We start from the raw sequence: 14,665 nt of genomic DNA on the forward strand, positions 1-14,665 counted from the left end.
TCAACGTCTCCGGTTGCCGATTTTGGAATAGCGGGAGTACCGAGGACTTGGCGCTCTATCCGGTTTTTCCGTCGGGGTTGGCGATGCTTCAACTGCAGGTGCAGTTGGTGGCGGAGGCGCAGGTTGCGGCGCCGAGTGGCCAAGGGCGCTGGCCCCATAACCGCGCATTGCGGGGCTTGCCGCAACTTGTTGCTGGGCTGGCGCAGGCGTGGGCACGGGCGGTGCTACCGGTGCACTTAGCTTGCCGGAGACCGGTACATCAACGCCAACCTGAGGGATCAGGCCCGGCGCATGGTCTGCCGCCGCAATCCGCCGGGTTCCAGCCGGCAGCTTTGAGCCATCCTGCAATCGTGTTTCGGGGATCAACGCCCGCTCGCCTCCACCACCCTGCATCGAACTCATTTGCCTGTGTTCTGGCGACAAAGGGTAGTTGGCCCGCTCGGCGGCGGCGTGAATGCTCTCGATCAACGCGCAATTCCCGGCCAACCGTCGATGCGCCTTCATGTCCCCGTCGCGATAGGCGTTGATCAGGCGGAACTCGAGCGGATCCATACCAACAGCCCTGGCACATTTGTCCATATGCCGTTCAATCGCAAAATCCGCCCCGGTCACACCGAACCCCCGCATCGCGGTCGCCGGAGTGCGGTTGGTGTAAACACAGTAGAGATCTGAATGCACATTCGGGATCGTGTAAGGCCCTGGCAAGTGCCCGGTACATTTCACGACGCCATAAGAGGTCAAGCGAGTGTAGGCCCCGGAATCAAAGTATCCGGTGAACTGTCGTCCAATGATCCGGCCGTCAGCAGCAAGCCCGTCCTTGATGTACCAAACCTCGGCGCTGCGTGGTGCGCTGACCTGCATTTCCTCGGCACGGTCCAGAACGTATCGCACAGGTCGCCCCGTCAACATGGCCCCGAGAATGGCCAAGGGTTCGCACAAACCATCGACTTTGCCACCGAAACCGCCCCCCACGGTTCCGCCGATAAAGTGCAGCCTGCTGGACGAAACATCCAGCAGCTTGGCCGCCGTTCCGAGGGTGAAAAACAAGCCTTGCGTCGAGGTGTAGCAGGCCCAACGATCGTTGGTCTCTGGCAGGGCGATGGCCCCGTTTGGTTCGATAGGTGCCTGCTCGATAGGCGCCATCTGATATCGGCCTTCAACGATGTGATCCGCACGCGCAAACGCGGTTTCCACATCGCCGAAGCGCAGCTTTTGCTTGTCTGCCCCGCCGTAGAACTCGAACTTGTTGTCTGGATAGGTGACGTTGACCGATGGCGCGCCTGGCTTGACCGCCTCTTCGACATCCAGCACATGCGGCAGCTCTTCGTAGTCCACTCGCACCGCGTTTACAGCGTCATGAGCCTGCGCCTCGGTCTCGGCTATGATGGCGAGAACGGGCTCTCCCATGTATGCGACCTTGTCCACGGCCAGAACGGGCTCGTCATCCTTGCCGAAATCCAACAGGCTAAGCAGGGTATTGAGGTTCACAGGAACATCCGCCCCCCGCATGATCCGGACGACACCGGGCATGGTTTCTGCGCGACTGCTATCGATGTTGCGAATGCGAGCGTGGTGGTGGGGGCTGCGAACACATCTGATGTGCAGCATTCCGTCAAAACGGTGATCATCAAAGAACGGCGACCGTCCGGTGACATGACCAAGGATATCCTGCCGGCGTGTTGGCTTGCCGACTTCGTTCAGATCATCGTCGCGCTCATCCGCAAAAAGGTCCTTTCGAAACTCTACACTCATGCGCGTGCCCCCCGCTCTTGCGCAGCAACTAACTGGATTGCATCGATAATCGGTTCGTATCCGGTGCAACGGCACAGGTTGTCCGAGATCGCTTCGATGATGTCGTCCCGATCCGGGTTCGGGTTGCGGCGTAAGAGCGACCTCGCGGCTACGATCATGCCCGGCGTGCAGTAACCGCACTGCGCGGCAAAGCCATCCATGAAGGCGGTTTGCAACGGGTCCAGCTGTTCTCCGGATAGCCCGGCCAGGGTTTCGACTTCGCGCCCCTGAACATTCTGAGCCAAGGTCACACAGGACAGGACAGTCTCGCCGTCCACGCTGACCATGCAGGCCCCACAACCGCCCTGACCACAGCCGAATTTCGGTGTCAGGTCGCCTATCTTGCCTCGCAAGACGCCGAGCAGGTTATCAGCCTCATCGGCAAACACAGCTACATCCGAGCCATTCAACCGGAATTGAAGTGGAAGTTGAGCCATGCCTTATCCCCCTCCCATCTGAGTGAGTGCGCGCCGCAAATGAACTTGCACCATCTGTTCCCGATACCAGCCACTTGCGATCGCATCGGTACGTGCCTCGATCCCTCGAAGTGAGTCCGAGACAACGCGTTCGATTGTGGAATCGTCCAGCCGCGAGTTGCTCAGTGCGCGCGCCGCGCTTGTCGAAAGACAAGGTCGGTCCGCCACACCACCAAGCGCGACGCGTGCTTCGCGGAGACGTCCGGCCGAGTGGTCCAGATGAACGGCCAGTGTCACGATGGCTGGTCCGCGCGGGTTCATGCGGGACATCTTGTGAAACATCACCTGCCCTTGTGGACGACGAATGTGTATTGAGCGGACAAGCGGCGGCGGCGTGCCAAGTTTGTCAAACAATGCCTCAATTGCCACGGGGCGGGATCCGGATTGACCACCCAAAGTTACCTCTGCGCCGAGTGACAAAAGAAGAACGCCCAGATCGCCGTATGGCGCGCGTGCAAACAGATTGCCGCCCACAGTTGCCATGTTTCGAATGGCTGGACCGCCCACACACCGGGCTGCCGCGTGTAAGAACTTCAATTCAGGTCTCGCGAGAATTTCGGCCATGGTGACGCCAGCCCCGATGGAGATGCTGGCACCACTTGACGAGATTTCCGTCAGAGCCGGATCACCCACCCGCACGAGCTTGCGAACCTTGGGATCCCCTGCATTGACCCTCTGCATGAGGATCGTACCGCCTCCGAGCATCCACGCGGTCTTGTCCGACGATAGGAGGCGTGCGGCGCTTTCGGTCGTTGAAAGGCTACTCACTTGAACTGTCATGTTACTCCACCTCGTCCCGAATGGCCTGAAAGCCGGCCAGTTGAATGTCGTTTCCAACAAGTTCTGCCAGTTGGGCGCCCTGCCCCTTTGGAGCCGTGAACTGCGCCTTCCACTCCCAAAAGCACCTGTCACCGTCCGTCACCGGTACCAGTCGGACATGAGCGACATAGTTCAGCAGCGGGATGGGGGTGTCTTGAAGGCAATAGGAAAAGGCTGTTTCGACATCGCTAAGGCTGAGAAGCCTTTCCCGCAAGAAAGATCCATCCCCCAGATGGAAGGCACGCACACATCCAACCTTGTCTGGCGGCACTCCCCGCTCGATCTCGCTGTCAGCGACAGCGGGATGCCAACGGTCGTGGCCGTTGAAGTCGCGCAAGAGATCCCACACCTGATCGATCGGCGCACGCAGCACAGTACTGTTGGCAACCCGGATCATGACCCCTGTCCGAAATGCCGTTTGAGAGCATCAAAGCCAACCTGGAAAACGTCGTTGCCAATCCCGTCGACAAGATCCTGCTCGTCTTCTTCCGCGCAGTCGAACTCGGCCGACCACTCGGCGAAGGTGCGATTGCCGTCGGTAATGGGCGTCAGACGCAAAGTTGCGACATAGCCGGTCAATGGCATGGGAGATTCAAGTATCGTATAGGTCGTCGTCATGTCGTAGTCGGACAAACCCACCAGTTGCTCCGTGATCCTGTCTCCGTTTTGCAGGCGAAAGTCGCGTATACACCCTACCTGGTCCGGATGAAGTCCGTCTTGGATACGGCTGTCCCGGACGACGGGATGCCACCGAGGCAGTCCGTTGAAATCGCGTATCTTTTCCCACACATCACCCGCTGAAGCGGGGATAATGCTGCTGACAAAAACACTGGCCATGGTTGCGGTTCCTTACGATTTCTTGTCCGACGAGTCCGAAGACTTAGGCGCCTCGGGAGCCGAAGATTTCGACAGGGTGTTGAGGTCGCGCGCCTCGCGGATCAGCCCGCCCATCTTGGCCAAGCTGCCGCCCTCGATGCCGATCTCGGACAACAAGCTGTCGATCATCGGAGCCTGAACCCGATAGCGAAGCGCAGAGTCGATCACCTCGTCGGTGGTGTTTTTGGCTCCACCGCCTGTGCCGCCTTCTCCTATGCCGCCAAGGTGCATGATCTTGATGTCGTTGATCTTCTCCATCGGTTTGACCGAGGCAGAGACGATACCCTCGACATGCTCCAGCATCTTGCGGCGGAAGATCGACTGGCGTGCCTCATCCGTCAGGATGTTCTCGGCTTCATTGATCAGGCGTTGAGCCTCGGCATTCACGGCAGCCGTGATCTTATCGCTTTCTGCTATGATCTTGCGGGCCTTGGCGTCCTTCTCAGCCAAGGTCAACTCGACCTTGCTTCGGCGATCAGCCTCTTCAGTTGCACGGGTGGTCCGGACGGCCTCTTCGGCTTCTGCCACTTTGGCACGGGCCTCTTCCGATGCAATCTGGGCAGCAGCCTCTTCCAGCGACTTTTTATAAACCGCGATAGCCTTGTCCAGTTCGGCCGTTTCCACACTCTGGTCACGTTCGATTTCTTGCGAAAGCCGGTCACGCTCTTGCAGGATACGCGCCTCGTCAAGCACTCGCTCGCTGGCGATGCGGGCACGCTCGACTTCTTCACGGGCGGAAATCTCTGCCTCTCGCAACAAGCGCTGGCGGTCGACTTCAAGCTGTTCCAATGTCTTGCGACGTTCTAGCTTGGCCGCTTCAACAGCCTGGTCACGATTGACATCAAGAACTTCGCGCGAGCGATCGGCCTCAATTCGCTCCTTCTCCTGCGCCAAGTCTGTATCGACTTGCAGCTTCTCAAGCTCTCGACGCGTGTTCAGTTCTGCGACCTGCACCTTTTCGTCGCTTTCAATCCGGGCCTCACGCGTCACGCGCTCGGCCTCGATCCGCTGCTCCTCCAAGGCCTTCTGCTGAGCAATCCGGGCTGCTTCAACAGCTTCTGCTGCTGCAATCTCAGCTTCTTCGTCGGCGCGGTTCTTGGCAATCTCGGCGGCACGAGTCTTGCGTTCTGAGCTGATCCTTTCGTCGGCGATCTGAGCGTCTCTTGCGATCTCCGCTCCCGCAACTTTGCCTTCCTGTTGTATCCGCTCCAGATCCACGGCCTCGCGGGTCGCGATTTCCGCTTCCTCCACTTCCTTGCGCTGTTTCAGTTCCAGTTTGCGAACTTCCAGCTCCGAGAGAATGCGGGTCTCGGAAATCGACTTTTCCTGCGCGATGCGATTGCGTTCGATGGCCTCATTCGACGCAATTTCAGCGGCCTGACTTTCTGCAATCTTCTCTGCCTTTTCGCGCGCAATTTGGGCCTGTTGGTCTGCGCGATGGGTTTCGATATCGCGTTCCTGTTTCAAGCGCGCCAATTCCGCCTCAAGCTCAATCTCCAGCGCCCGCTTTTCGCTTTCAAGGTTGCGATTACGGATCAGGATTGCCGTTTCTTGCTCGATATCGTTTCGTGTCTTGCGACGTGTCTCGATCTCATCAATCAGCTTGGTCAAACCCTCGGCATCGAACCGGTTGGACGGGTTGAAGTATTCAAGCCCTGTCTGGTCAATGTCGGTGATTGCAACGGATTCCAACTCGAGCCCGTTTTCCGCCAACGCGAGATGCGCACTTTCCTTGACGCGGGACACATAGGTTGAGCGTTGTTCATGGATCTCTTCCAGATCCATGGATGCCGCAACTTCGCGCAGCGCCGATACGAACTTGCCCGACAACAGGCCGTGCAATTGTTCCTGGTTCATTGTCCGCTGACCCAAAGTCGTTGCGGCAATCGAGACAGCTGCATCGGTCTTTTGCACTCTTACATAAAAGTCCGCCATCACATCGACCCGCATGCGGTCCTTTGTAATCAGAGCGTTCTCGCCACCGCGCTGCACTTCCAACTGCAAGGTGTTCATGTTCACTGGTGTAACGTTGTGAATGATCGGCCAGACGAAGGCACCGGCGTCGATAACGACTTTCTCACCCAAAAAGCCGGTCCGAACAAAAGCGGTCTCTTTTGTGGTCCGTCGATACAGCCAATTCAAAACCCAATAGATTATGGCGACAGCGATTACGGCCACGATGAGCCAGGATACAAGCTGTCCAATCAATTGCCCTGTCATGTCCTTTACTCCCTCAGTCTTGCGCTACCGCCATGGCGATATTCTTGAATTCCTGTGTGGTCTTGGTCAGAGCGACTTCGGATGGAAGCCTTTCCATCGAACTCGCTCCGTAGAACCCGTGACAATGTTCCGTGTGTTGAAGCACGTATTCCGCATCAGTCGGCATCGAGATCGGTCCGCCATGGCAGAGCACGATGGCGTCTGGGTTGACCTCAAGGGCGGCGGCAGCCCAGTCGTCAATCAGCCTCGGAGCGTCCTCTATTCTGGACGCAGTTCCTGCTCCGATTGCCCCACCAGTTGTCAGCCCGAGATGACAAACGATGATGTCCGCGCCGGCCTCGGCCATTGCCCGAGCATCGTCGGCGGAGAACACGTATGGCGTGGTCAGCAAGCCACGCTCAGCGGCCATTCGGATCACGTCGACTTCCTTGGAGTACGACATGCCGGTTTCTTCGAGATTTACGCGAAACTGTCCGTCAATAAGGCCAACTGTCGGAAAGTTCTGAACGCCTGACAGGCCAAGCCTCTCAATTTCATCAAGCAAAAGCTCCATGTCGCGGAACGGATCGGTGCCGCAAACTCCTGCCAAGACGGGCGTATGCGTCACCGCGCGCAGCACCTCTTTTGCCATCTCCAGCATGATTGCATTGGCATCCCCATAAGGCATCATCCCAGCAAGAGACCCCTGCCCCGCCATGCGAAAGCGGCCAGAGTTGTAGATCACGATCAGGTCAATCCCACCGCGCTCTTCGCATTTCGCCGACAAACCGGTCCCTGCACCGCCACCGATGATTGGTGTTTTGCTGTCCCGCATGGAACGGAACTTTTCCATGAGTTTCGAACTCTCAAACCGTGGCATGGGCAAGTCTCCTTTCTTGGCGGTCCGGCTTTGCAATCGTCGCGAGTTGCCGGGTTACCTCTTTGGCGAAGGCCGGCGAATTGATGTGATGTGGCACCCGCACCAATTTCCGTTCCGAAGTTTCGTGAACCACCTCTTCCAGTGCCTGGAACAAGGCATCATTTGCTGCGGGGTCGTGGAAGGGCTGCCCAGGGGCATCGAGAGCGGACAGGCCTCCTTCTGGCAGAAAGAAGCGAACCGGGCCCTGCATTTGGTTCAGCTTGTTGCCGATCCATAGCCCCATTTCCCGACATTCTTCTGCCGTGCTGCGCATCAAAGTGACCTGCGGATTGTGCTGGTAGAACACCCGGTCTCTGAAGCGTTCCGGTATGGTTTCCGGCGCACCGAAATTCACAGTATCAAGCGCGCCACAGGCACCTAGGTAGGGAATGCGCCGATGTGTCAGTACATCCAGTCGACTTTCATCAGCCGCCAACACGCCTCCGGCGATCATGTCCGCAATCTCGGTCGTCGTGATATCCAGAACTGTTCCGATAATGCCCTGTTCGGCCAGCGCTTCCATGCTGCGTCCACCCGAGCCGGTGGCGTGGAATACGAGGCACTCGTACTGCGCCTCAAGCGCTTCGGTCAGATGGGTGACGCAGGGCGTCGTTATCCCAAACATTGTCAACCCAAGCACTGGTTTGTCACTGAACCCGGCGTTCTCAGCCTCTCGTTCGCGGTCGCGCACCATTCCGCCCAGCGCATTGGCACCGTTGGCGAGCACCTGCCGCGTAATCCTGTTCAAACCCTGGATATCCGCCACCGCGTTGATCATGGTGATATCTGAGCCGGCCACATAAGGGGCAACATCCCCAGCTGCGACGGTCGAGATCATGACTTTCGGCACGCCCACCGGCAGCTCTCTCATGGCAGGGGTTGCCAGCGCGGTACCTCCGCTGCCTCCCGCAGAGATAATGCCTGCAATGTCATTGCGCCTTGAGACCCAGTTGCGGAAGGCTTCGGACATCGCCGCAACACTTTGACCGCGATCCGTCCCCATACCTCTGCCGCGTCGTCCCGAAGCCGCGATTTCATGGGCAGGAAAGTCAGCCGCAGAAAAGCCCTCACGCGTGGACAAGTCCACCGTGCGCACATTCAAACCCTGCTTACGTAGGATGTCGCGGATAAAGGTGAGTTCGCGGGCCTTGGTGTCCATTGTGCCGGCCACCAGAACAAGCCCGCCTCGCGACGGAAGAGCATGCGGTCGGATCAGGGAAGCGTCCGGCGTCTGCGGCATCGGCTCTGCAGTCACAGGCCGTGATTTGCGCATGATCTCCGACACGCTTGCCGGGCGCGACCAACGCGTTGGCACACTTGGGTTCGACATATAGACGAACCGGCTCGAACGAGGTGCCGCAGCCCCCTCTTCCACATCAGAAGAAAGCGCTTCTTCGTCGTCATCGTGGGCGTGACGCCCTACCCCCAGCAAGCTCTGCTGAAGGTCAATATCCGTTGAAAGCCGGGTGGCATCGATCAACCGGTTGATCCGGCCGTTGAGCATAATCGCCACCGTATCCGATACCGAGGTCGCAACCCCAATGTTCTGCTCGATGACCAATATATCCATCTCGCCCTGCGCGGCGAGAGAGATCAGCATTTCGGTCACCTGATCGACGATTACCGGAGCCAGCCCTTCGGTCGGCTCATCCATGATCAACAGGCTGGGGTTGGAAAGCAAAGCGCGGGCAATCGCCAGCATCTGCTGCTCTCCGCCCGAGAGCTGTCCGCCACCATTTTGCTTGCGTTCGGCCAGACGAGGAAACACGTCATAAATGCGTTCAGGTGTCCACGAACCCTTCCCACTTCCCAGCATCTTGAGGTGTTCGTCCACCGTCAGCGAAGGCCACAGCCGACGCCCCTGGGGAACATAGGCGATCCCCATGCGCGCGATGGAGCCGGGATCGCGGCCCAGCAACGGCGTGCCTCCAAAATTTATGGAGCCTGATCGGGCCGGAATGAGCCCCATAATTGTCTTGCACAACGTGGTCTTACCCATCCCGTTGCGCCCGACCACGGACAAAACCCCACCGGGCAACGTCAGATCAACGCCCTGCAACGCATGGGACGCACCATAAAAGACGTTGAGACCGCGAACGTCCAGCGCCGGGGCAGAGTTCCGATCAGTCATGGCCCCCTCCCAAGTAAAGCGCTTGCACCTCAGGATCGTTTTCGATTTCGTCTGGCGCGCCGTCCTTAAAGATCTTCCCGTTGTGCATCATCGTCACACGGTCAGCGACGCGCAGAGCAACATCCATGTCATGCTCGATAATCACGTAGCCCATATGTGCCGGGAGTCGCCCGAGAATGGACACCAGATCTTTGCGTTCCGACGGGGATAGACCAGCCGCCGGTTCGTCCAAAAGCACCAGTCGCGGCGCTCCTGCCAGAGCAAGCGCAATCTCAAGCTGGCGTTGCTGGCCATAAGACAAGTCAGAAACGGTCGCCTCGCGAACGTCATCCAGATGGACAATGTCGATCAGGTTCTCTGCGGCGTGCATAAGTGCGTCATCGTCATTGGCCCGACGCATCGAGAACCGACCGCGCGAAACCCCACGACAGGCGAGATAAACGTTGTCACGCACGGACAAACCATCGAACAAAAGGGAAATCTGGTAAGTCCGGCGCAACCCCCGGCGAATGCGTTCATGGGCTGGAAAAGCCGTGACGTCTTCACCAAAGAACATCACGCTACCACTCGTTGGGGGGAAATCGCCCGTGATACAGTTGAAGAGTGTGGTTTTTCCGGCTCCATTCGAACCCAGCACCGCGCGGCGTTCTCCTGGCCGAATGGACATAGTGATGTCCGTCAAAGCACTAAGAGCTCCGAATTTTTTCGTCACACCGCGCAACTCCAACGCGTATTCGGTTCCGATGTCTTGTTTAAGGCTTTGCTCAGACATCGACCTTGCCTTCCGTCGCGCCCAATTCTTTCCGCTGGAGACGGAGCTTTGGAGCAAACTTGTTCCACAGCCCGCAAACACCATCGGGGGACCAATAGACGATGATGAGGAAACCCAACCCAACCAGCAGTTTGAAGCGTTCGCCACTCAGGTTTACGGCGACCAAAAAGTCCAAAGCATAGGTGCGCAACACAACGTAGATCAAAGCGCCGATAAATGGGCCGATGGGAGTGTTGATGCCCCCGATCACGGCAATGACCAGAATGTCGATAACAGGGCCGATCGCAGCGGTACCGGGGGAAATCTGCCCATTCGACCAAGTCAGAAGGATGCCTCCAACGGCAGCCAGGACACCGGAGAAAGCATAAGCCGCAATCCTGTGTGCATTGACCGAATATCCAAGGGCGGCCATCCGGCGAGGGTTATCCCGAACCCCTTGCAGAGCCAGTCCAAAAGGCGTGCGCGACACATAGACAACGGCAAAATATCCGGCGGCAGCCCAGAAAAGCGAGAGGTAGTAGAACGCAGTTGGTGAACGCCAGTCGATCCCAAAGAGATGCGGTGGAAGTACGCCGTTGAAGCCAGTGAACCCATTGAAAATGGTGTAGTTCTGGCGTGTGAAGTAGAAGAACGCGGACGCGATCGCCAGCGTGATCATGATGGTATAAATACCCTCGGTTCGCACCGCCAGCGCCCCTGTCAGAACGCAAAACAAGGTGGCAATCAGGATTGCGGCGATGACCGACAGGTACCACGGCCAGCCCATGCTGATTTCGGCCACACCGCTGGTTCCAAAGATCGCCACACAATAACCCGCGACCGCCGCAACAGTCATCTGCACCAAACTGACCATGCCGCCGTATCCGGCAAGGAACATCAGGCTCAGTGAGATCAGACCCAGCACAAAGGACCAGCCGAACACCTGATACTGGATAAAATCTCCGGTGAATGTGGGGACTAGCAACAAAAGTATGGCGACAGCCCAGACCCGCGGAGGCACGGCACTAAGCCTGCGACCAAGCTCACTCTTGTGGGCGTTCGTGGTGTCAGTTGCAGAGATCGTTTCAGATTGGGCCATGGCTCAGCCCTTCCCCATGAGGCCTTGGGGCCTGAAAGCCAGCACCAGAACCATGATCAGGAAAGTCAGAACGACCGCATAGGTCGGCATGTAAACCGAGCCGAATTGTTCGGCCAATCCCACAAGCAAAGCGCCAAGCGCAGCGCCAGGAATTGAGCCCATGCCCCCAACGATCACCACCACCAGCGAAGAAAGCAGGAAACGGGTGTCTTCTCCCGGGGCCATTGACTGAAATGTCCCGCCCACGACACCAGCCATCCCCGCGAGGCCTGCGCCAAATGCAAAGACACAGATGAAAACCAACTGTACACGGACACCTGACGCCGACAGCATCTCGCGATCGTCAACACCTGCGCGCACATACATTCCGATGCGGGTGCGGTTCAGGATGAGCCACATCCCAAGCCCGATCACGACCGCAGCAAGAAGTATGGCCAGACGCACGGCCGGATATTTTAGGAAGATCGGAGCACCTGTCGAGCGTTTCACCCCAGTTTGGATGAAAGTCTCAATCGGACCAGACAGCATATCTGGCGCAAGGATTTGGTAAAAATCACCGCCCCAAACCCACAGCATCAAGTCCGCCAGAACGATCGAAATGCCGATGGTGATCAGGGTCTGTTGCAAGTCCTGCCCATCAAGGTGCCGGAACACGAGGACCTGAAGGACCAGGCCAAGACATGCGATGGCCAAAAAGGCAGCCGGGAAAGCCAGTAACCAAGAACCGGTCAGGGTTGCCACTTCGTAACCAATGTACCCCCCCAGAAGGTACAAAGACCCATGTGCAAGGTTCACATTGCGCATCAAACCAAAAATCAACGTGAATCCTGATGCGACGAGGAAATAAAGTGCGCCCAGGGTAATGCCGTTCAATAGAGCATTCACAAAGACTTTCTTCTTGCCGATTACCGCTATGAGTTCAGGTGGCCAGATGGCAAAGATCAGCCACAAAAGAACGAAGGCCGCGATCGCTAAAATCGCCGACCAGATCGGGTGCCTATTCCAGAACGCGCTCATCCCGCGCTCCGGCCCTGCGCTATCCACCCCTCACCTTTCATCCTGCGTTCCTCCCAAGTCTAAGCTTTGACTTAGGATCGCAGATTCAGGTCGATTTGGATTTACCGCACAGTCTCATGGGATAACCGCCACTCCGAAATTCCGGTCCGGAATTCTAGGTTGGCGCCCCGAATCAGATGAAGGACGCCACGCGCCGATAGTGCGAGGGAGCCAGCCCCACGTTCGACGAAAAGAACCGGGAAAAACTGGCCTGCGAGGAAAACCCCAGGTGCTCAGCGATCGAATTTATCGTCTTGCTCTGATCGGACAGATCATTCAACGCAGTCTCGACTCGCAGCGTGTTGAGATACAGGTTCGGCGTCAGACCCGTCTGCTGCTTGAATAGCTTGTAGAAATGCGGTCTCGACAATCCGGATTCATGCGCAATGCCATCCAGGATCATGGTTTCCCCAATGCCTTCTCGCATGAGCTGAATGGCCCGCCGGACCCGAAAATCCGAAACTGCTATCAGTTCGATCCCTCGATCCAGTGCTTCAGCTTGTTTCCAGGACTCATCGTAACACTCTTGAGTAAGCTCATAGAGATAACCGTCAATCAAATCAGTCTCTTCGTTCAGAAACAGAAGATTGATCAGCTTGTTTACATAGCCAGCAATCTTTGCGGTCCTATAAAAGAAGTTGCTGCCGAACTGTAGGCCCGGACGCGGATTCCGGGCAATCTCAGAATACCAGATGGGCTTGATGTAGAGCACAAGGAACATCGACGGTGTTCCCAATTCACTAGGTGAAAAAGAGTGTGGCTGCCATGGTGAACACGCGACAACGGTTTCAGGGTTCAACTCGTATGGCGTCTCCATGACCGGCATTTGCGAAAAGGGGCCGTCCACGTAGAAAGTCAGGTGCCCCTCGCGGTGCGCGTGAGTCACCATCGGATCTCTGAGATTGTAGATTGCAACACGACCAAACGGGCCGTGATAAACAGCAACTGCGTCTCCCATAAATCAGCCCTCCCCTGGCTGCTTTATCAGATTTTGAGACCAATTCGGGCCTAAAAATCCACATTTTGCAAGTTTCCCGTTTTCTCACGATTTCCGAACTTGCCAAAATGCAAGCCGTCACCCCCGAATTTTTCGGGGGTGACGGATACGGAATCTAGGTAGATCCCTTGCGATTTTGTTGGCTCGGATCAGAACCACTTCTTGCAGACTGGTGTTTCCCTGCTGGGTGTGCCGATCTCGGCCGAGAAGACTTCCGGATCCAATCCCAAGGTCTGGGATACACCGTCAATCTTGGCCACCAGCTGGGTTGCCAGCTCGCCATTACCAACCTCGACAACCTCGGTCACAAAGTTCGAACCTATGGCCTGACGATTTTGGTCAAGGGTGATCTTGCCGTTCGGCGCGTCTAACTCCAGATCCATCAGAGCCTGACGGAACGCTGCGTGGCCATCCGACAGATCACCATTCACGGCCTCAAGTGCCTGGATCATGGCATTGGTCGAGTTGTAGTAACCTGTTGCCAGCAACGAGGGCGACGGGAAGCGTTTTTCCGGCGGCCAAGCGTCTTGATAATCCTTCACAAATGCCTGCCATTTGGGATCATCCCAAGTGTCGGCCTGCGGACCAGAAGATGGGGTGCCAATAAGAACTTCCTTGGCGCGCCCCTTCGAGCTCAGAACCGTGCCATCAACCATGATGGTACCGCCAATCAGATTGGCATCGCCACCTGCCTGAAGGTACTGGTTCAGGAAGTTGACTGCGTCACCGCCGCCAAGACCTAGGTAGATCGCATCCACATCGTCCGGCAGCGCCGCAATGATCGATGCAAAGTCTTTGGTTCCAAGTGGCACCCACAGGCGTTCCGTGATCTCACCACCAGCAGAACAGAAGTCCATCGCGAAACCGAGAAGGTTCGTGTAGCCAAAGGAATAGTCTTCGGCCACGGTCGCGACCACTTCCCATCCCTTTTCATTAAAAACGTAGCTTCCCAGACCCATGCCCCACTGAGCACCATCCATGTTGAACCGGAAGAAGTTCTCCGAAGGCTCAACCATCGTGGTTTCTTGAGCCCCGGAAATCCCGTTGATGAACGTCACCTGAGGCTGGGTTTTGGAATAGTCCCTTAGGGCGATCCCTTCCGAACCTGAAAGCGGTCCGACAACGATGTCCACGCCATCTTGCTCAACAACCTTGCGCGCAGCGCGAAGTGCGCTCTCCGGGCTGGCATCCGTCGCTCCGATGAATATCTCAAGGTCGCGTCCAGCAATCTTGTGCCCCGCTTGTTCCAAGGCCAGCTCAAAGCCGCGTTTACTGTCCTCACCCAGTATTGTGTAAGTACCTTCAAGGGTCGCCAGAAAACCAATTTTTAAGGTTTCCGCCACCGCCGACCCCGCGACCATCTGCACTGCAAATGCGGTCGTTGCTGCGAGCATGCTTACTCTTAACTTCATTGTCTCCTCCCATATGCGTCTCCACAGAATCCAAGCCGCTATGAGCGCTCAGAAATGCCGGGTTAGGATGACAGTTCATGGGTATTTGGCCATTTTCCGATTTAAGCCCATTTAACTCAGGGTCTCATTTTTGTCTGGA

The 14,665-nt window shown here is 57.0% G+C and carries 13 protein-coding genes; all 13 read right to left on the reverse strand.

What is annotated here, in order from left to right; genetic code table 11:
• On the reverse strand, positions 1–1,752 hold the full coding sequence (locus ACR0D6_RS01565; protein ID WP_480764216.1) for a xanthine dehydrogenase family protein molybdopterin-binding subunit: 1,752 nt from the start codon (positions 1,750–1,752) through the stop codon (positions 1–3).
• Positions 1,749–2,228 (reverse strand): (2Fe-2S)-binding protein, encoded by a 480-nt coding sequence (locus tag ACR0D6_RS01570; RefSeq protein WP_480449028.1) that lies wholly within the window; start codon positions 2,226–2,228, stop codon positions 1,749–1,751. Before ACR0D6_RS01570 ends, ACR0D6_RS01565 begins: the two co-directional genes overlap by 4 nt.
• A 3-nt stretch (positions 2,229–2,231) precedes the next feature.
• Positions 2,232–3,047, reverse strand: a complete 816-nt coding sequence (locus ACR0D6_RS01575) for an FAD binding domain-containing protein (RefSeq protein ID WP_480764217.1) — start codon at positions 3,045–3,047, stop codon at positions 2,232–2,234.
• A 1-nt stretch (position 3,048) separates the two neighbouring features.
• Positions 3,049–3,483: an SRPBCC family protein gene (locus ACR0D6_RS01580; protein WP_480764218.1), complete on the reverse strand. Its 435-nt coding sequence runs from the start codon at positions 3,481–3,483 to the stop codon at positions 3,049–3,051.
• Positions 3,480–3,923 carry an SRPBCC family protein gene (locus ACR0D6_RS01585; protein ID WP_480449025.1) on the reverse strand — a complete coding sequence of 148 codons (444 nt, stop codon included), beginning with the start codon at positions 3,921–3,923 and terminating at the stop codon, positions 3,480–3,482. The genes ACR0D6_RS01580 and ACR0D6_RS01585 overlap by 4 nt, the downstream gene beginning before the upstream one ends.
• Positions 3,924–3,935: 12 nt before the next feature.
• Positions 3,936–6,182, reverse strand: coding sequence for a flotillin family protein (locus ACR0D6_RS01590; RefSeq protein ID WP_480764219.1), 2,247 nt, complete (start codon positions 6,180–6,182; stop codon positions 3,936–3,938).
• A gap of 13 nt (positions 6,183–6,195) precedes the next feature.
• Positions 6,196–7,041 (reverse strand): phosphoenolpyruvate hydrolase family protein, encoded by an 846-nt coding sequence (locus ACR0D6_RS01595; RefSeq protein WP_480764220.1) that lies wholly within the window; start codon positions 7,039–7,041, stop codon positions 6,196–6,198.
• Positions 7,028–9,211, reverse strand: coding sequence for a Tm-1-like ATP-binding domain-containing protein (locus tag ACR0D6_RS01600; RefSeq protein ID WP_480764221.1), 2,184 nt, complete (start codon positions 9,209–9,211; stop codon positions 7,028–7,030). The genes ACR0D6_RS01595 and ACR0D6_RS01600 overlap by 14 nt, the downstream gene beginning before the upstream one ends.
• On the reverse strand, positions 9,204–9,983 hold the full coding sequence (locus ACR0D6_RS01605) for an ABC transporter ATP-binding protein (protein WP_480764222.1): 780 nt from the start codon (positions 9,981–9,983) through the stop codon (positions 9,204–9,206). Before ACR0D6_RS01605 ends, ACR0D6_RS01600 begins: the two co-directional genes overlap by 8 nt.
• The gene (locus tag ACR0D6_RS01610; protein WP_480764223.1) at positions 9,976–11,061 is read right to left on the reverse strand and encodes a branched-chain amino acid ABC transporter permease; all 1,086 of its coding nucleotides are present in this window, start codon (positions 11,059–11,061) and stop codon (positions 9,976–9,978) included. The genes ACR0D6_RS01605 and ACR0D6_RS01610 overlap by 8 nt, the downstream gene beginning before the upstream one ends.
• Positions 11,062–11,064: 3 nt before the next feature.
• Positions 11,065–12,078: a branched-chain amino acid ABC transporter permease gene (locus ACR0D6_RS01615; protein WP_480764224.1), complete on the reverse strand. Its 1,014-nt coding sequence runs from the start codon at positions 12,076–12,078 to the stop codon at positions 11,065–11,067.
• Between the two features lie 172 nt (positions 12,079–12,250).
• Positions 12,251–13,075, reverse strand: a complete 825-nt coding sequence (locus ACR0D6_RS01620; RefSeq protein WP_480764225.1) for a helix-turn-helix transcriptional regulator — start codon at positions 13,073–13,075, stop codon at positions 12,251–12,253.
• 188 nt (positions 13,076–13,263) lie between these two features.
• On the reverse strand, positions 13,264–14,526 hold the full coding sequence (locus ACR0D6_RS01625) for an ABC transporter substrate-binding protein (RefSeq protein ID WP_480764226.1): 1,263 nt from the start codon (positions 14,524–14,526) through the stop codon (positions 13,264–13,266).
• Positions 14,527–14,665 lie beyond the last annotated feature (139 nt).

The organism is Ruegeria sp. BJ6 (assembly GCF_056537885.1).